17 protein-coding genes and 1 pseudogene are annotated in these 17,622 nt (G+C 44.7%); 8 read left to right on the forward strand and 10 right to left on the reverse strand.

Annotated features, from left to right (window positions below):
• Nucleotides 1-114 precede the first annotated feature (114 nt).
• The gene (locus tag MRK00_11140) at nt 115-1,908 is read right to left on the reverse strand and encodes an ATP-dependent helicase (GenBank protein MDR4517927.1); all 1,794 of its coding nucleotides are present in this window, start codon (nt 1,906-1,908) and stop codon (nt 115-117) included.
• A 108-nt stretch (nt 1,909-2,016) separates the two neighbouring features.
• On the opposite strand from MRK00_11140, the gene MRK00_11145 reads away from it, so the two are divergent.
• Nucleotides 2,017-2,208, forward strand: coding sequence for a hypothetical protein (locus tag MRK00_11145; GenBank protein ID MDR4517928.1), 192 nt, complete (start codon nt 2,017-2,019; stop codon nt 2,206-2,208).
• Nucleotides 2,209-2,686: 478 nt separating this feature from the next.
• On the opposite strand, the gene MRK00_11150 is transcribed toward MRK00_11145, so the two are convergent.
• Complete coding sequence (locus MRK00_11150) at nt 2,687-3,037, reverse strand: hypothetical protein (protein ID MDR4517929.1); 351 nt, start codon at nt 3,035-3,037, stop codon at nt 2,687-2,689.
• A 437-nt stretch (nt 3,038-3,474) separates the two neighbouring features.
• Here MRK00_11150 and MRK00_11155 point away from each other — a divergent pair, with 437 nt between their 5' ends.
• Both MRK00_11155 and MRK00_11160 read left to right on the forward strand, forming a co-directional pair.
• On the forward strand, nt 3,475-4,347 hold the full coding sequence (locus MRK00_11155) for a hypothetical protein (GenBank protein MDR4517930.1): 873 nt from the start codon (nt 3,475-3,477) through the stop codon (nt 4,345-4,347).
• A 183-nt stretch (nt 4,348-4,530) separates the two neighbouring features.
• On the forward strand, nt 4,531-5,592 hold the full coding sequence (locus MRK00_11160) for a hypothetical protein (protein ID MDR4517931.1): 1,062 nt from the start codon (nt 4,531-4,533) through the stop codon (nt 5,590-5,592).
• A gap of 29 nt (nt 5,593-5,621) precedes the next feature.
• Here MRK00_11160 and istB read toward each other — a convergent pair whose 3' ends face one another.
• From istB to MRK00_11185, 5 genes are all read right to left on the reverse strand, one after another.
• On the reverse strand, nt 5,622-6,359 hold the full coding sequence (istB, locus tag MRK00_11165; protein MDR4517932.1) for an IS21-like element helper ATPase IstB: 738 nt from the start codon (nt 6,357-6,359) through the stop codon (nt 5,622-5,624).
• Nucleotides 6,352-7,812, reverse strand: coding sequence for an IS21 family transposase (gene istA / locus MRK00_11170; GenBank protein ID MDR4517933.1), 1,461 nt, complete (start codon nt 7,810-7,812; stop codon nt 6,352-6,354). The genes istB and istA overlap by 8 nt, the downstream gene beginning before the upstream one ends.
• A gap of 228 nt (nt 7,813-8,040) precedes the next feature.
• The gene (locus tag MRK00_11175; GenBank protein MDR4517934.1) at nt 8,041-9,012 is read right to left on the reverse strand and encodes a glutathione S-transferase family protein; all 972 of its coding nucleotides are present in this window, start codon (nt 9,010-9,012) and stop codon (nt 8,041-8,043) included.
• Nucleotides 9,013-9,021: 9 nt separating this feature from the next.
• A complete protein-coding gene (locus MRK00_11180) occupies nt 9,022-9,864 on the reverse strand; it encodes a pirin family protein (GenBank protein ID MDR4517935.1) in 843 nt (280 codons plus the stop codon).
• Nucleotides 9,845-10,300, reverse strand: coding sequence for a DoxX family protein (locus MRK00_11185; protein ID MDR4517936.1), 456 nt, complete (start codon nt 10,298-10,300; stop codon nt 9,845-9,847). Before MRK00_11185 ends, MRK00_11180 begins: the two co-directional genes overlap by 20 nt.
• A gap of 105 nt (nt 10,301-10,405) precedes the next feature.
• Here MRK00_11185 and MRK00_11190 point away from each other — a divergent pair, with 105 nt between their 5' ends.
• Complete coding sequence (locus MRK00_11190; protein MDR4517937.1) at nt 10,406-11,338, forward strand: LysR family transcriptional regulator; 933 nt, start codon at nt 10,406-10,408, stop codon at nt 11,336-11,338.
• Nucleotides 11,339-11,401: 63 nt separating this feature from the next.
• Nucleotides 11,402-11,635 (forward strand): hypothetical protein, encoded by a 234-nt coding sequence (locus MRK00_11195; protein MDR4517938.1) that lies wholly within the window; start codon nt 11,402-11,404, stop codon nt 11,633-11,635.
• Between the two features lie 70 nt (nt 11,636-11,705).
• Here MRK00_11195 and MRK00_11200 read toward each other — a convergent pair.
• Together MRK00_11200 and MRK00_11205 are read right to left on the reverse strand one after the other, a co-directional pair.
• Nucleotides 11,706-11,911: pseudogene (locus MRK00_11200) on the reverse strand (IS3 family transposase).
• Between the two features lie 57 nt (nt 11,912-11,968).
• On the reverse strand, nt 11,969-12,373 hold the full coding sequence (locus MRK00_11205) for a hypothetical protein (protein ID MDR4517939.1): 405 nt from the start codon (nt 12,371-12,373) through the stop codon (nt 11,969-11,971).
• 88 nt (nt 12,374-12,461) lie between these two features.
• On the opposite strand from MRK00_11205, the gene MRK00_11210 reads away from it, so the two are divergent.
• Nucleotides 12,462-13,532, forward strand: coding sequence for an IS630 family transposase (locus MRK00_11210; protein MDR4517940.1), 1,071 nt, complete (start codon nt 12,462-12,464; stop codon nt 13,530-13,532).
• A 214-nt stretch (nt 13,533-13,746) separates the two neighbouring features.
• Here the strand turns inward: MRK00_11210 and MRK00_11215 are convergent, their stop codons facing one another.
• Nucleotides 13,747-15,198: a porin gene (locus MRK00_11215; protein MDR4517941.1), complete on the reverse strand. Its 1,452-nt coding sequence runs from the start codon at nt 15,196-15,198 to the stop codon at nt 13,747-13,749.
• 642 nt (nt 15,199-15,840) lie between these two features.
• Here MRK00_11215 and MRK00_11220 point away from each other — a divergent pair.
• Complete coding sequence (locus MRK00_11220; GenBank protein ID MDR4517942.1) at nt 15,841-16,608, forward strand: sulfite exporter TauE/SafE family protein; 768 nt, start codon at nt 15,841-15,843, stop codon at nt 16,606-16,608.
• A gap of 292 nt (nt 16,609-16,900) precedes the next feature.
• Nucleotides 16,901-17,518, forward strand: a complete 618-nt coding sequence (locus tag MRK00_11225; GenBank protein MDR4517943.1) for a hypothetical protein — start codon at nt 16,901-16,903, stop codon at nt 17,516-17,518.
• Nucleotides 17,519-17,622: the final 104 nt, after the last annotated feature.

A 17,622-nucleotide genomic window follows, 5' to 3' on the forward strand; every position in this document is an offset into this window, starting at 1 on the left:
ACAAATTACCCATGGCCTGAAATTGGTCAGCAACCCGGTCAACCAGTCCGCCTATTAAACGACAATTAACCTGTCCTCTCCGGTCAAAGTAATTGACCCGATACACCTGCCAAATCAACGGGTGACCAGATACTTCTTGATGGGTGTAATCAATGAACTCTCACCCTCAAATACCGCATGTTCATAGCGATAACCGCCTTTGTTCTTGTAACGGGGCCTACTTGTGGGGCATTGAAGAACCCAGAGTTTCTTGCTGTGGCGGGTAATAGCAACATAAAACAGCCTCCTCTCTTCGGCCAATCTCTCGTCGCTACCCGCATAATGAGGAATCTCGCCTTCTACCACATTAATCAGGGCCACATATTTCCACTCCCTGCCTTTTGAGCCATGGATTGTAGTGATCGTTACGCCCCCATTGTGTGCAGGCCGCAAAATATCGCCAATCTTTAAATCAGCCCAAGTTGTGCCACGCACGGACAGCCTAATACCACTCAGGTCACGCAACACCTGCCGTTTGTGGCGCCTATATCGTTTGTTGATCAATGGACGCAGGCCATCGATCAGCAACTGAACCGCTTGCTCTATGTCCTCGCACTGGGCTGCCTCGCGTACTGCCTTATTGACGTCCAGAACTTGGCGGTATTTACTGTCTGCGCTGGGCGTACGTAATGCGTTCCAGCCGTTTTTCATTATCTTTTGGGCTAACCGTTTATCAACACGAAGCACCTCGGTTATGTACCGGATTGCTTTCTTTGGCACCCTGTGTGGTTTCTTGTCACCCACCGATCTGACTACTCTCAACAAGGCACGAATGAGCTTGAACCCATCCTCTATGAAGCGAGCGCTATATTTGGCCGCGCCCTCACTACATGGGATGCCCCGTGCTTCTAACGCCAGACAGAGACCCTCTGCGGTTCTGTTTATTCTGGTCAGGCATGCTATATCACTCAGATCAACACCCCGATCAACTAGCTGTTGAATCCTGTGGGCCAGGAAATCAGCCTGTTCGTCAACATCGGCAAAAACATGGAACGCTGGTCGTAGGCCCATCTTATTGCTAACCAAGGGCCTGTCGTTACCAATATCGGCCCCAACGGCGTTAATCATCGGGATAGATTGCTGTGGGCAGCGAAATGTCTCGGTCAAGTGATAAATCCGGGGACCGAGCTGTTTAACCACGTTGTTCCAGTGCTTAGTCGCAGCTTGTCGGAATCCATAGATCATCTGCCGCGCGTCACCGACCATAAAGGTCGTCATTTTGGGTGCCAACAGTTCAAGTAATCTGGCCTGTTGTCCATTGATGTCCTGCAGTTCATCGACAAACAAATAACCGTATCTCCCTGCGGTTTTGTCCAAAATGCCCGGGTCTTTGAATAATTGCAGCGTTAGGCGACCCATATCATCGAAATCAATGATTCCTCTTTGACGTTTGTACTCCTGGTGTTGTTTTGACAATTCTAATAGCGCTTTTCCTACCTTGGGGCACTCGACTGTGTCGTCATTGCGGTGCGTATAAAAGGTTTTTCCTAGCGCTTTGTTAGTGATCCCGCACTTTGTTGCCAAACGGTCTATTATTTTGTTCAGTCCACGCCTTCCATTCATAACCCTGGGAGGCGACGAAAAACCGAGTGATGCCCAGTGCTCGTTAATCACGGATTTCCCGAAGGCGTGGAATGTCATGACCATATGACCGTTTATTCCTTCTTTTTCCAACCTAATTTTAAAGTCTGATGCGGTATTTCTGTTGTAGGTCAAAACCAGCATTTGCCTGGGTTTGACGCCTGACCGAAGGATATTCTTGATAACCATGACAAGTGTTTGCGTTTTACCGCATCCGGGACCTGCTTGGATTAATGCCACGCCTTGGTTGTGATTCAGTATCTGTTGTTGCTCGGCAGTCAATTTCATAATGATTTGGATTAAGTAGTTAACACTTATCCTTTACAACATTGATAGTCGTGGTCTACTTGATATTGCCCACCATGCCGGTACCACCTTAATTGAACCTGTTGCTGAATGAGACGCGCCCAACTCCGGCAGCTGTCGACGTTATTAGATAATGGCAATGACGGGTTTACCCTGCGTGATTTTGTCAATGCGGGACGTGTAACAGTGGCCGGAAAAACGGCACATAACACAGTTGGGTGCCGTTGGTGTGAGGCGCGACATCGCTTGTGTTTAGGTATGAATGCTGCCAGAAAGATGTAACTGGCAGCTGGTTCGCATGATGTTGACAAACCCGTTGAACAACAGATGGTGACTGGTGCAGGCTAGAGGTGCTGCGTGATCTGGGACACTCCATAGCCCATATCCGCCGAAAGTTAAGGAATCATTTCAAGAAATTTCACTTCTTTGACCGCGGTTTGCTATCCGATGACTATTTTAGTGCGGATGTTGACCCCGATTTCCTGGCCGTTGTGCGCAACGACGGTCTGAACGCAGCGCTTAGCCTGTTGGAGCGTAACACGCGTATCAGGTATCTGCGCCGACTAAAGCACCATGAGCGTTGGCGCATTAATCCACGGCTTCTAATCATAGGCATCGATGTTGGAACTCTGCTGTTTCTCAGATACTTAAGTATGACTCTATTGCTCCTAGAGTGCCTAAATACGGTGTATATGGCCCCGTACGTGTGTTTACACGATCGAGATTAATTTGGCACGGTGTCAGATCAAGCTAATATAGATTATTCGAAAACTTCAGGCATCGCATCAGCATCATATGATTCGGCTCTTTCGTTGACATATTCTTTCAGCCTGCCTTCATTGATTGCGGTGACCAATGAATTTCTCATTTTAATGCGTGTTGTACCATTGTCGTCTATATGGCATTTAATTCCAAGGTGTAAAAATATGTGCCTAAGTTTGTTTATTGTGCTGTATTTTGGTTCGGCTCCTTTCCTTTCTAATCTTTTGATCGAATCAATACCCATTCCAGATAATTCGGCCAATTGATTCTGAGTTATGCCTAAAACACTGCGGCATACTCTTAATTCAACAACAAGCCATTGGTTATTTGAGCCTGTTAATGTCTTCATTTTTAAATTCTCCCTCCAAAATTGCGTAAATCATCCCGATTGTTGCAAAAAGCACTAAATTTTTTTGTTGTTCCATAATGTCCTATATTGTGCCATAAGCATTCAATAGTGTGTTCAGTAATATTTTATAGTGATTTTTTTGTTGAAATTTGTATTAATTTTGGTCATTATTGTTTTTAAGTCAGCACACATAGCTGTACAGAAACCGTTAAATAGGCTTAGAACTAAATATAAAATTTTACATGCATCCATGAGTCCATGGATTGTATGTAACACCATGATTAGTTTTATGCCTGCTAATGGCCCGATCTGTTTCGCGTGTTTATGTGTTGACTTTGCAGTACCAACGACTATCTAGATCAAGAAACAGCGCAATTTTGGTGTTATTTCTTGACCGGAAGAGAAATTAGTAATTTTAATTTTTATGGAGAAGTATTATGTTTCAAAATGTTAACTATGATGAAGCCTATGTGGTATTACCATTTGTACAATCTGGAATACGGCTTAAAGGAGATATGACCAGTTATCTGCAAGAGGGCAATCTCAAAACGGAAATTAAACGAATGCGTAATATCGAAGTAATGCCTATTCATGTTGATATCCTCATGTGCCGTGCTATTGAGTATTATTTTACATATGGGCACAATAAGTCGATAATCCAAATGTTGGAGAACGTTGTCGGTCGCGATGCAATAAATTCTTTTTTTGCTCGGAATTGTGATCATGAAATGGGCCGGCTTCTAAAGAATAGCGCCATTTACCGAAACGAAGATTATTGGAACCAGCTCATTTGCAACAGCGATTTGCCGAAAATCGCATACAATACTTTGTTTGATTATTATCAATTGTGGGTTAATGGTGATGCTATAGACGGCCATGATCGTATTTTTAGCCAAGAGGATGTGTCAGGCCCAGATTTAGAAACGGACAATAATGCGGCGGCTAATTCTGAACAGTTTTATGCAATGTTCCCAGCTGCCTCATTTGCACTCTTGTATTTAACAAAACACTGTGGTGGTGCCGAAATTATTAGCAAAATTGCATTAGAACATCCCTGTAATTCTTTTGATAGCGCAGGTAATGGCTTGTGGTTACGGAGAAGAGCGTTGGTGTCCTGTGCCAACGTATGGGGGCCGCAATTTATTATTGACCATTTAGATGATTTGACCGATTGCTTGCTGGATTACGTGATATTGAAAGCTAACCTTAGGGTCTATGATCTGCGGAGAATAAAGATGGCGATCTTGGGTTTTCAAGAAGAAGATGAAGATGATGAGCTTTATAACGACCAACCTAGTTTCTCAAGCTAAATCATATCGGCGCAATAAAAATTGTTAAATCAATTGCTTGTGTTCCGGGCACTCATTTTATGTGGGTTGCCCGGCGTGAGCTGCCTATGTTTGGTCGCACCGGCTGATGTCACTAGTACTAGTGCTTTCAAGCTATTCAACCTTACGGACAAGCAACATCATTAAGGTCGTAATTTTCGATTCATGCCCGCAAGTTTTGTACTTGATGTTAGTCCAGGGGAATGGTTCAACAAACTTCACTGTAGCCGCTATCGCTACACCCATATAGCCCGGCGTGAGTGGTTTATTTCCTGGGCATTCGACTTTGGAGCTCGTTGGCCACGCTGTTACGATGCCACACATCATCCCGAAGGAGAAACCATGTGCGGCTATTGTACTGAAGGCCTTGTTGTTGAATATCTATCATCCGGTGTGATGCGTGGTCATAACCGATCGATTTATCTGCAGGAAGCTGACTTTGCGAGCGATATTGCAACCTATGGACGTTGTGCCACGCAGTACCAACAAGATATAGTGGCGTGTAGGGTCTTAGATCGATTCATCACCCAGGGCCACGACGCGTCGATTATCGACCGATTGTTGGTTGCGGGCACCGATATAGTAGGCTCTTTTCGATCACGTGGCACGCATGCGTTATGGCCCCACCTTGCCGATGAAGTTATCTACCACGATAAAAATCAATGGGGTGCCATCATTGCCGATCCCGTTGTTCTGCACACCGCGCTACGGACATTGGATGATTATCATGACTGGTGGATCGGTGGTAACGGCAGAACGGATGGCCTAGACCAGGACACAAATGACAGCGATGTTGGGTCTGATGGCACCTCTGATTGGCAAACGTTTTGCAACATCTTCCCCATTGTTTCGTTCTCGCTTTCTCTGGTATCCAAGGTTCACGTCGATGCCGATGTGATCAAGAAGATTGCGCTCGAGCCGCCTCATTCTGTGCCGGATTCGTTGGCCAATGACCTGTGGGCGCAGCGGCGTGCTTTACTGACCTGCGTTGATCGGTACGGGCTGCCGTTTGTGGTCGATAACCTACCACGGCTCCGGTACGAGCTGATTAGCTATGTGTTGTTACGTTCGGATTTTGGATCGTTGGAGCTGAACCGCGTGAAAGAAGCACTATTAGCCGAGGAAGCACATGAGATCAGCGTAATGATGGAAGCTGCTGATGTTGTGGAGTTGATTGATCGACTGGTGTCTCGCGTCAATTACTTTGTCCGGTTTGGCGACAATTAAGATGGCCGGTTGAGTTTGTTTTTATGATGTCATGATTTTTTCTGGTTTTTCCTCCTGTAACTTTCACTGTCGATTTCAATAATTGTCGCGTGATGAATGATTCGGTCGATGGCGGCTACCGTCATGATGGTGTCTGGAAAGATCTGATCCCACTGACTGAAAGGCTGATTCGAGGTAATAATCAGACTGCCGCTTTCATAACGGTGTGCGATAAACTCGAATAACACCTGTGTTTCGGAATCTGTTTTTCTGACATATCCGATGTCATCGATAATCAGCACACGGTATTTATCCAGCCGGGTCATGGCGGTCATCAGATCCAGTTCTTTTTTAGCTTGCTGTAAAAGCTGCACCAGTGCTGTTGCCGGTATCCATTTGACCCGGATACCTTGTTCGATCAAATGAAGTCCCAGCGCTGCCGCTACATGGGATTTTCCGACACCGGATGGGCCAATCAGCAATACATTATCAGCCTGATGCGCCCATTGGGTGTCGTCACGAAGCAGGATGACCTGTTGCTGAACAGGCTGGGGCATGGCATTTAGCGCCAGTGTGGCAAAGCTTTTGCCGCGTGGCAGTCTGGCTTCGCGCGTCCAGTTGCTGATTCTGCTTTGAAAACGCTGTGCGACTTCCTGTTCACACAGTGCAGCAAGATACTGGCTGTAACTCCAGGCACTTTCAGCAGCCTGCTCCTGGTATTTTCGATAATATTGTCCAAAGGCAGGCAGCCTGAGTTCTTTGAGCATGAGTGGCAGCGCTTCAGACATGGGCTGCCTCCTGTTTTGCCCAGTGCCCGGAGAGTAATTTGTCGTAGGTGTCGACAGCATGCTGTTTGGGGACTGCGGTTTGTGGTGGGTGATGCCGGAGAAATCGTTTTTGTAACGTTTTGAGTTCGGGGAGTTGTTCTTTCTGCAGCAGTTCATTAGCTAACTGACCCTCGCAATCGTAATCACAGGCAAATCGCAAAACGGATACCATCCATTTACAGGCGTGTTGCGGATCAAATTGTTGCTCCGCTCGTTGCCATAACTGGCGATATTGGGGAGTTGGCAGCAGGTCGTTGCGCAACCGGGAGAAACGAAAAGCCTGTGGTTTGGCGGACAGTGCATGGATGATGTGACGGTAATCAATCCGTCTGGTGCGCTCTTCAGGTGTTTTGGGATAGATGCGCGGCAGTGTAATCACCTTTGTTTGTCCCACAAAACATTCCAGCCGGTCATGATACAGATGGATTCTGAGCTTTTCACCGATTAATCGGGAGGGGACGCTATAGAGTCCACGCTTAACCGATATGGTGCTGCTGGTCGTGACTTTAACGGTCAATTCACTAAAATCCATGAATCGGTAGCGTGGCAAAGGTTTGAGTTGCGCCTGTTCTTCCGCCAGACGTCCTTTGCAACGTTTATTCAATTGATCAACGATCTGATCCAGGAAACGGCGGTAGGCTGCAATGGTCGGGAAATCGGCACAACCGCGCAACTTGATGGCCTGTTCAATCCGGTGCTTGAGTGAACCATGGGCCGATTCGACTGCGCCATTCTCATGACTGACGCCCAGGTTGTTAACCGTCGGCCTCATGCCGTAGTGTTGACATAGCGCCTCGTAACTTTGCGTCAATGCCTGCTTCTCTGTTGTGTTGATATAAGCGGCACTCAGACTGTCTGTGCGGTGTTCAGCAGGCGCACCACCGAGCTTATGCAAAGCAGTTTGCAAACCATCGGCCAATGCGCTGTAGCTTTCCCCGCCTTGAACGATATGCACGCAACGCCAGTAACTATAAGTCAGGCAAAACTGATACAGCAAATGATCAAAGGGTTCACCGGCAATGGTAATTGTCGTGCGCGGGCAGGTGAAATCGGAAATGCCTTGAAATCCGGCGGGCACCGATTGACGAAATATCACTTCTTTTGCAGGTCCCTGCGTTGCGCGCCAATGCTTGACGCGGCGCTGCAGTGTTCTGAGATGCTTCTCTGGATATTGCCCGGGATACCGGTCTTCAAGGTATTCCCACAGCGTAGTGCCAGTCAATCCAGGTTCTCTGGCCAGCAACGGAATCAATTCCGTTTCCCAGACCGCACTAAAAGGATCGCAGCGTGTTCGCCAGTTATGTTGTACTTTTTGCGGCTTCTCGGTTTTTTCAATACGCCGACCGCTTCGTATACTGATTCCCGACTTCGCTGCTGAAATTTCCTGTGTATGTCCTGTGTGACGACTCTTCATATAAATAGCTTCCTGTTTTGGTGTGATATGTTTTCCAGGCAAGTTCTTTCTCCTATTCAACAGGGTGAGAACTTATTCTGGCATCCATACTCAACCGGTCAAGATAATTGTCGCCTGACCGGACAGGTTAATTGTCGTCTAATAGACTGGTTCAGTCTGCTTAAGTGGTTACCGGGGTATGATGCATATGCATGATCAGCAGCATCAATAGGACAAGATGTTTTCTTGCTAAGTGCGCGAATGGGGTTCATTAAAGTCCAGTATTGGCCCTGAAGGTACAACTCCACTCGGGTTTATACTACTATGGCTGCGATAGTAATGATTTTTGATATGCGCCATATTAATGGTTTCCGCAATACCTGGCCGCTGATAAAGATCACGTGTATAAGCCCAGAGATTGGGGTAATCAACCAAACGTCTTAAGTTACATTTAAAATGGCCCACATATACGGGATCGAAACGAACCAACGTCGTAAACAAGCGCCAGTCAGCTTCAGTGATTTGATTACCGGTCAAGTAACGCTGTTTTAACAGTCTTCGTTCCAGCCAATCCAACGTTTCAAATAATGGATTCACGGCCTCTTCATACGCCTCCTGTGTTGTGGCAAAACCAGCTTTATATACGCCATTATTCACGGTATCGTAAATACGTGTATTCAGTGTATCGATCTCTTTGCGCAAGTTTTCAGGATAGTAATCACCTGTAGCAGCACCCAGCTTATCAAAAGCAGCATTAAACATGCGTATGATTTCCGAGGATTCGTTGGATACTATCGTATTGGTTTTTTTATCCCAGAGGACCGGAACGGTAACACGACCCGAGTAGCGACTATCTGCTTTAAGATAAATCTCTCGCAAATAGTTGGCGTTAAAAATAGAATCAGGTATGACGCCTTCGCCATCGTTAAAGGTCCAACCTTCTTCTGCCATATGCCAATGAACGACAGATAAGGAAATCATTTTCTCCAACCCTTTAATCTTGCGGAAAATCAATGTACGATTTGCCCATGGGCATGCATAGGATACGTACAAGTGATACCGTCCCGCTTCTGCTTTAAACCCGGCATGTCCAGTTGGCCCTGCTGACCCATCAACGGTAATCCAGTTTCTGAACTGTGCCGCCGAGCGTACAAAACGTCCCTCAGTTTCCTTGGTCGGATACCAAATATCCTGCCATTCTCCATCAATCAATATACCCATCTCATTGCCCTAAAATTTATTCTGTTTAAAATCCTCAAATGCCTGCAAAACCTCTGCCTTGGTATTCATCACAAACGGGCCGCCACGTGCAACCGGCTCGTTCAGAGGTTGCGCTGCGACTAATAGAAGACGGGTTTCTTTTTTTGCAGTTACACTAACCCGGTTGCCTTTGCCTAGCACGCCCATTTGACGATGGTTTATCCCCTGCATTGAATTGCCAACTGATAATTCCCCTGAAATCACAAAAATAAAAACATTGTCACCGGCGTCAACAGTCTGTTGAAAGACTTTCCCCTCAGGCAGAGAAACATCTAAATATACTGGCTTAACAAAACGATTAACCACCGGCCCGGTTGTGCCGTTATCTGTTGACCCTGCTATCACACGGACTTCACCGCCGTTATCCAGATGTTCCACGGCAATTTTATTGGCTGGAAATTCCTGATAGGCTGGACGTTTCATCTTCTCGCTGGCAGGCAAATTGACCCAAAGCTGGAATCCCTTCAACAGGCCATTTTCCTGTTCCGGCATTTCTGAATGAATAATTCCCTTGCCAGCAGTCATCCACTGCACTCCACCCGCTTCAATGACGCCTTCATGACCTGCGCTGTCTTTATGCCGCATACGCCCCGCCAATAAATACGTGACGGTTTCAAAACCACGATGAGGATGGTCCGGAAAACCACCGATATAATCCTGAGCCTGATCACTTTCAAAAGCATCCAGTAGTAAAAACGGATCGAGCATATTCAATTCCGGTGTTCCAATAACACGTGTCATTTTTACGCCATCCCCATCGCTAACCGGAAGACCTGAAATAATCCTCTGTAATTTACGAATTTGTATATTCATTTTGACCATTCCTTATATCCAATATGTTGTTGCTGTTACGCTGTCCAATGCGATTATCCAATGCATAGGCGCCCGGCCCGTTAGCAACGAGCAGCAATAACCCACCTGCAATCGCAATATTCTTCATAAACATGATGAACTGTATTTGATCCGTTAAATTCATATGAAAGATCAATGCAGAAGCAATGCTAAATCCTGCCAGCGCCAGAGCTGCCAACCTGGTTTGCCAGCCTATGATCACTGCAATTCCTACCAGCAATTCAATACCAATCACAAATGGTAATAATTCTCCTGAAACACCCATTGACTCCATATAGCCCTGGGTATCAGTATAAGCAAACAGCTTGTTCCATCCTGATATCACAAAAATCAATGCGATAAAAATTCGGCCCAATGGTGCTGAAAGTGTGCTTAATAAATTCATTTTTTCCTCCAAATTGAGTGTGAATTAATCATTAACCATTGGGCGCAGTGTAATAGTTGCCGAAAAATAAATAAACATTGATAATTGCAATTCAGTGTTCGAAGAATTGGAACAATTATGGGTCAACTGGAAGATATGCAGGTTTTTATACGCGTAGTTGATGCGGGCGGCATCAGTCGTGCAGCAGAACAACTTGGTTTGGCAAAATCGGCGGTCAGCCGGAAGCTTGTTGATCTTGAAACAAGATTGGGCGTGCGTTTATTAAACAGGACAACACGTACCTCAAGCCTGACTGATGCAGGCCGGTCGTTTTATGAACGCTCGATTAAAATTGTGGATGATGTCGCCGAACTCAATACCTTGACGAAAGCTTCCAACACCGCGCTTGAAGGCACCATCAATCTGGCAGCACCACTATCGTTCGGCTTATCACATTTAGCGCCTGCGATCGATTTGTTCATGAAACAGCATCCCGAATTGATCATCAACATCAATTTCTCCGACCGGCAAGTGGATCTGGTTGAAGAAGGCATGGATCTCGCGGTACGCATTGCAGAGCTAAAGGACTCAAGCCTGATAGCGCGCAAGCTTTCACCCATCAGAACGGTATTATGTGCCAGTCCTGACTATTTACAGGAGCATGGCACACCCACAACACTTGATGCGTTAAAACAACATCAATTACTGCACTACAATTTATCCAGCACTTCTTCCTGGAAGTTGATCGATAAACAAGGCAAGCAACACGTGATACCTGTTTCTGCAAAAATTATCGCCAATAACGGTGATTTTCTAAAGGATATGGCCGTTGCCGGGCACGGCATCATCATGATGCCAACTTTTATTGTATGGAAAGCGATTACTGAAGGAAAACTTGTTCCCGTCTTACCTGAATATAAACCGCCTCAGTTAAATGCTTATGCAGTTTATCCACAAAAACGCTATTTATCGCATAGAACAAAAATTCTGATTGATTTTCTAGTAAAGCGATTTGGCGACAATCCCTATTGGGATGAAGCGATTAAAGTCGATCAAAGCATCGCTAATTGACGATAGATGGGACAGGCCGCTTACACATCAAGAGAATCTTCGGCTAGTTGAAACTATCACATCATGAATCAGCAGACCGACAAGCCCTATACGACCATCACCAAAGTATGGGACAGGCTGAGAAAGGCAGCTGGATTGCCGAATCTACGCCTGCATGATCTTCGGCATCAATTCGCCAGTTTCCTGGTCAACGATGGCAGGACGCTGTATGTGGCAGCAGATACTCGGTCATTCCGACCCGAAAGTGACTATGCGGTACGCACATTTGTCCACCAAGGCATTGCGGGAGGCGGCTAATAGTGCTGCGGTGAAGATTCGGGGGTAGATGTGCGTCCGGTGTATAGTCAAGTAAAACCGGACACTTCTGTTAAGCAATTTTCACCATTTTTACTGCCTCTGCTTCGTATTGATTTGGGGTTTTTGCAATCCAAGTATGAATAAGCCTTTGGCTGTTGTAAAACACAGGGATATACCGTATACATCTTGCTGTGCTGCATATCGGGTCTGGTAATGCCGCCAATGACAGCGTTCCTGTTTAAGGTTGCCAAAGAGGTTTTCAGTCACTGAATTGTCCCGGCTCTCCCCCCAACAGCCTTTAATACTACCGGGTTCTTTAGTGTTGTGGAGATTTTATGGAGCCGGGTTAATATTAACCTTACCTGATTTGGCAAATGAATAGCGATATGATTCCTCTACGGCCATATGTTCATGATAAGCAGCTTTCTGCAAGTTTTCTTCGACAGCTACTTCGAACTTACGAAGTTTGAATTCAATATGCTGTTTGAACGTTTTTGCATTTCTACCAAAGGAGGCAGTACTTGGTCTACTTTTTACTGCTTGAATTACATCTGCTATTTTATCTTTATATTCATTGGCCTGCTGTTTGTGATATTGTGCCAATATTGCGTGATTAATATTATCTTGTTGATCAAGCGTCATATCCTGACCTGCAGCAAAAACACTTACTGGCATTGTGACTAATAAAAATGCAACTAAAGAAACAATGATGTATATCTTTGTTGTTACTGTTTTCATGATATCTACTCCTCTTTCGATTTGACTTGTAGATATTCTAGTGTTTAATTGCATTAATAATATTCATTAATATGATATCCTAGGCATTATGCCTAGAAAAGCTATAGAAATAACACTTACACAAGATCAGAAAGAACACCTGGAGAAAATTGTTCGCAGTCATAGCGCTGAGCGCAGACTCGTTGAAAGGGCTGAAATTATTCTGTCCTGTGCGTCAGGCAAGCGGAACCAAGAAATTGCACAGGAGCACGAAACATCAGAAATACGAGTCAGTAAGTGGCGCAAACGGTTTGCGCAATACGGTATTGCCGGACTTGAAGATGAGCAGCGTCCAGGGAAGCCCAGGCAGTACGGTGAGGATTTTAGGGGCAAACTGCTCGCCACATTAAAATTGAAACCGCCTGACGGTTTATCCAGATGGGACTGTCCTACTTTGGCAGAGCGATTGGATGCAAGTATCCATGCGGTATGGCGAACACTAAAGAAAGATGGAATTTATTTGCACAGGGCGCGCAGTTGGTGTGTCAGTACAGATCCTCAATTTGCAGAGAAATCTGCAGCCATAATTGGGTTGTATCTGAATCCGCCACTGAATGCATTGGTGTTGAGTGTGGATGAAAAGCCCAGTATCCAAGCTTTAGAGCGAGAAGTTGGATACATTGAAACACGTGACCAAAAAATGATGCGCGCCTATAAAAGTACGTACAAGCGTCATGGGACATTGAATTTATTTGCGGCGCTGAATGTGGCTACGGGCCACATTACGGCTCAGACCACTCAAACCAAAACGCGAGAGGATTTCCAGAATTTTATGAGCGGCGTGATGCAAGATTTACCCGTGCACAAAGAAGTGCATGTGATTTTGGATAACTATTGCACCCATAAAAAGAATGATGAGTGGCTTGACAAATATGGCGGACGGGTACACTTCCACTTTACCCCCACATCAGCAAGTTGGTTAAATCAGATTGAGATTTGGTTTGGTATTTTATCTCGCAAGACACTGAAAAATGCAAGCTTTAAAGATGTTGCGGAATTGAGAGGTGCAATCGAAGCATTTATCGAACGTCACAATCAAAATGCGCAGCCATTTAAATGGCGCTGCCCGGAAGTGAGGGGGAGTCAAATAAAGAATACTTTATCTAATTTATGCAATTAAACACTAGGTTAATCAATGCAACAAATATATTGGGGTAATCCTTATTTCTCACTAAGAGAAACCATTACGCATAAAGAACAGATTACACCGCTTTCTTTTCCCCTGTCATACACCAGATATGGTCATGGCTCTTAAAAACACCAGATTTGTAATGTTTGAGTTTGATTTAAAGACTTTTGTAACAGTAGCGTAATTTCATTGCGATCAGTTTGGTCTAAAAGGTTATGTCCCATTGCAGCCAAAAACGTTGATCCGATTGATTCTGAATAACCAGATGACTGACCTGAAAATTTATCTTGTTCATATGGCCATTAAAAAAATAAGTCATTACCCCACTATATTCTTCTTGAAGATCATTTTTAAAATTGACATTAGGGTCAACGAACGCGTATCTTCCAGCGAATTCCAGATTGCTGGGTATAGACGGAAGAATATGATGAGGAAAGTAGCCTGCCTGTACTAGGCCGCCCATGAGATTGGTTTTTCTTGCAGGATCACCTTGACCTTTAAATAAATCGATAACTTCTTTCCAATGCATCTCATGTTGTAATGAAAAACCAAGCCATTTAAAACGTACTTCTTCCATCATCTGGTTGATGCGGTATTGCCCGTCTTGCCCTGGAGCGAATCCGGGCAGGTCACGACAACTCCGGCTGTCGGTTTGAAATGCTGTACATTTACTCCGATTTGTAGCTGCCGCAAATGCGAAATTAAGCGCCGGTTTTTCATGAAACTCGATATCGGATTGAGAAAATGGCATTGCGCCGCCTAAGGCATTCCACTGTAGTCGCCCCGAGTACATCATATGACTGTCGTCATTGCTGTTTTCACCCACACCCAAGCCAGTGAAGATGCCAGCATAGTAACTAATATCATGCCAGGTTTGAGGAAACAAATTGCCAAATACCTGTATACCTTGTTGCCGGTCTACGGTGAAAATGTCATTGACGATAGAACGATTGACAAACTGCTGGTTAGCAGAAGAAGTTACACGTTCATCGTTATAAATAACCTTACCACGACCAGCCCATAATTTGGCCCATTTGTATTTATCAATGGTCAGGTTTAAATCCCGTAGTACCGGCTGAGACCAGTCATATTGCAAGTAATATTTCAGCCATGGCCAGTAGGCATGACCCCTGAGTCTGGTTCTTGCGCGGCGAATTCTGAATGAGCTTTCGTCACGTTCCAGATCTTCGATTGAGCGCAGATCACTGTCGAAAGGATTTGAGTAGCGAAATTGTATTCTATTTTGGATGGCTAAAGAGAATCTATCGTTTTCTGTTCTGAATGCAAACCCATTCTTACCGTAGCTAACATTTGCAAAACCTTCGAGTGGTCTGGATTTGGGTTCTATTGCTACGGGTTCTTTAACGGATTGAGTTTGTGTGAGTTCTTCCTTTATTGCAACTTCACCGTCGTCAGGAGCAGGAGGTGTTGTAACTGATACCGAACCAGCCCTTGATTCCAGTTTTTCGAGTCGTTCAAGTTTCTCATCAAGTTCTTTCAGCTTGGCATCAAGGCGTTTTTCAATCGCTAAAAGTTCTTGTTTGTAGAGTTCTGGGTTTTTTAATCCTGTCGATGCAATCGAAACCTTCTGAAAAAAACCGAATAACAATAAAATAACAAAGTAGGCTATTAATCGGGAAGTAAAAGGACTGCGCATGAACTCCACACCTTGTATCTGTAAAAGGTCTAATTGTTACAGATTTGTTACAGTTTTGTTACAACAGCGTTACATAATTGAGCATAAAAAATACTCAATGGCAGCATTTTAAGTTGAAAAAATTTGTATTGTATTTATTATCAATAATTTATATCTGTCATCGAAATGATAAAAGTGGTTTTTTCAGTGCTTTCCTAAAATAGACAATTCTTTTTAAAACATTCATATTGAAAGTTGCGTTGCCGCAATTTCATGATTTTCGGCATACTTGGGCTTCATGGCGTCAGCAGGCTGGCGTGAGCTGTGATTAACTCAAAGACCAGGGCGGCTGTAAGTCCAGGAATATGGTGGATTGTTACACCAAGTTTGCAATCGAGAATCTGGCGATTGTTGCATTCAGAGCTGATTCGACACGTGGCAGCAAAGTGTTGTCACGTTATAAATGGAAATGACTTGGATGTGTCTGAGTTTGTTGGTTTGTTAAATTTGACGCATTCCAAATGTCATTCGAATGGAAAAGATATAGGACGAACAGGTTAAGTCGGTATCTCACTATACCTTTGGAAAAAGAGAGCAATATAATTATTTACAAAATTCCAGTAATACCTACGCATAACCTCTACTTGCAGGAGTTTCATAGAGATGGAATGGATCGTAGTTAGTCTAGCCGGATTTTTCGGTGGAATGCTAAACGCAGTCGCAGGCGGGGGGAGTTTTATTACATTGCCAGCATTGATTTTTATAGGTGTTTCTCCCGTTTCAGCCAATACTACAGGCACTGCGGCGCTTCTTCCTGGCTATATAGCAAGCGCCTGGCGATTCAGGCATGATATTGATTATCCAGCTGGCTTAAATATTATATCCATAACATGGATAGCAATGTTTGGTGGTGTAGTGGGTGCTACGATCCTATTAATAACAAATGAGCAATTGTTTTCAATGCTAATTCCTTGGTTGATTTTGTTCGCTACGGTCGCATTTGTGATTGGGCCTTGGTTTTTACGAAGAAAAAACACAGTTCTAAAAAAAACAAGGTGTGAACTCAATTTTTCCAGAAAGCAAGTCGTAACCACTTGTCTGGTCTTGCTTGCTGTCTGTATATACGGCGGTTATTTCAATGGTGGGCTAGGAATAATATTGCTAGCAACGCTATGTTTAATGGGTCAAACCAGCTTACACAGCATGAATGGTATAAAAAACGTTATCTCAGCATTACTGACCATGGTTGCGGTTGCTGTTTACGCCATTGGAGGTACAATTGCATGGAGTTATCTTGTGCTGATGAGTATTTCGGCAGTTGCTGGTGGCTACTTTGGCGCAGCATTGGCATACCGTGTATCTCAAGAAATTATGCGCAGCTTTATCGTACTTGTCGGCAGTTTAATGTCCGTAGTGTTTTTTCTTCAATAACTGGTGAGGTTTAATGAGATTGGAGTAAAACAGTTTGGAATTGGCTAAGGAAAAAGGTCGAATTGTCTCATTCAAGCCTGCGCGTTTGTTGCATTAGTCCGGGCTTTCATGCCAACGATGTCAGGACGCTTCTAGGGCGGCATTTAATCTGTTGCATGTCCACATCGATTTGACGATCTTATAATTACTCATATATGTTATTAAAGGTGCGTGCTGTTTATTCAGTGCCGCGTATTATGGCATTGCATCTGTGAGCACATTCAGTCCAATTTAATACAAAGGGGTTATAGCCGTGAATTTTCCTGATTTTTATCAACAAGCTCCTACCGTTCGTACCTATGATCCATTTGCTGCAATGTTGGGAGCTAGCCACGAGGGTATACTCGAATATCAATATGTGGATGCTGTGCGTCTGGCCGGGCATTCTTGCCCTACCGTCGCTGGCGCTTTTTTGGTCGGGCGTGCAGCACTAAGAGCGCTTTATCCGGATCAACCTGCTGAACGCGGCAACATTGCCGTGCATATGCCTGCGCCGGAAGATGACGGTGTAACAGGTGTCATGGCCCAAGTATTGACATTACTCACTGGTGCTGCGTCTGATAATGGTTTTCAAGGAATCCGTGGACACTTCAAACATAAGGGGTTACTTAGTTTTGCGGATCATCGTGAAGGCGAAGCAATCATCTTTAAGCGCTTAGACAATGATGTAAGCGTGGCTGTGACACTCAATGTTTCTTTAATTCCAGCTGATCCTGCTCAAGGAGAACGTTTGATGGCCATTCTACAGGATTGTGCAGACACTTCCCAACAGGTTGCATTTGCTAAGGCATGGCAGGATCGGGTACAGCGCATACTGCTCGAATTTTCCGATGATCCTCGCGTAATACATGTCACTCCAGCAAATTTCTAGACGCAAACCTGACAATCCCTTTTTATTCTGTGAAAATTACCACGTTTTTGCACGCTGGGTCATGAGGTTGTTAATCGGCATTGAGTTTTTCCCAGTAATCGACA

The organism is Nitrosomonas sp. (assembly GCA_031316255.1).
Classification (GTDB): Bacteria; Pseudomonadota; Gammaproteobacteria; order Burkholderiales; family Nitrosomonadaceae; genus Nitrosomonas.

What these genes read in the sequence shown, in the direction of transcription:
- MRK00_11140 (MDR4517927.1), bottom strand. Translation starts at nt 1,908, where the DNA reads ATGAAATTGACTGCCGAGCAACAACAGATACTGAATCACAACCAAGGC.
- MRK00_11145 (MDR4517928.1), top strand. Translation starts at nt 2,017, where the DNA reads ATGAGACGCGCCCAACTCCGGCAGCTGTCGACGTTATTAGATAATGGC.
- MRK00_11150 (MDR4517929.1), bottom strand. Translation starts at nt 3,037, where the DNA reads ATGAAGACATTAACAGGCTCAAATAACCAATGGCTTGTTGTTGAATTA.
- MRK00_11155 (MDR4517930.1), top strand. Translation starts at nt 3,475, where the DNA reads ATGTTTCAAAATGTTAACTATGATGAAGCCTATGTGGTATTACCATTT.
- MRK00_11160 (MDR4517931.1), top strand. Translation starts at nt 4,531, where the DNA reads ATGCCCGCAAGTTTTGTACTTGATGTTAGTCCAGGGGAATGGTTCAAC.
- istB (MDR4517932.1), bottom strand. Translation starts at nt 6,359, where the DNA reads ATGTCTGAAGCGCTGCCACTCATGCTCAAAGAACTCAGGCTGCCTGCC.
- istA (MDR4517933.1), bottom strand. Translation starts at nt 7,812, where the DNA reads ATGAAGAGTCGTCACACAGGACATACACAGGAAATTTCAGCAGCGAAG.
- MRK00_11175 (MDR4517934.1), bottom strand. Translation starts at nt 9,012, where the DNA reads ATGGGTATATTGATTGATGGAGAATGGCAGGATATTTGGTATCCGACC.
- MRK00_11180 (MDR4517935.1), bottom strand. Translation starts at nt 9,864, where the DNA reads ATGAATATACAAATTCGTAAATTACAGAGGATTATTTCAGGTCTTCCG.
- MRK00_11190 (MDR4517937.1), top strand. Translation starts at nt 10,406, where the DNA reads ATGGGTCAACTGGAAGATATGCAGGTTTTTATACGCGTAGTTGATGCG.
- MRK00_11195 (MDR4517938.1), top strand. Translation starts at nt 11,402, where the DNA reads ATGAATCAGCAGACCGACAAGCCCTATACGACCATCACCAAAGTATGG.
- MRK00_11205 (MDR4517939.1), bottom strand. Translation starts at nt 12,373, where the DNA reads ATGAAAACAGTAACAACAAAGATATACATCATTGTTTCTTTAGTTGCA.
- MRK00_11210 (MDR4517940.1), top strand. Translation starts at nt 12,462, where the DNA reads ATGCCTAGAAAAGCTATAGAAATAACACTTACACAAGATCAGAAAGAA.
- MRK00_11215 (MDR4517941.1), bottom strand. Translation starts at nt 15,198, where the DNA reads ATGCGCAGTCCTTTTACTTCCCGATTAATAGCCTACTTTGTTATTTTA.
- MRK00_11220 (MDR4517942.1), top strand. Translation starts at nt 15,841, where the DNA reads ATGGAATGGATCGTAGTTAGTCTAGCCGGATTTTTCGGTGGAATGCTA.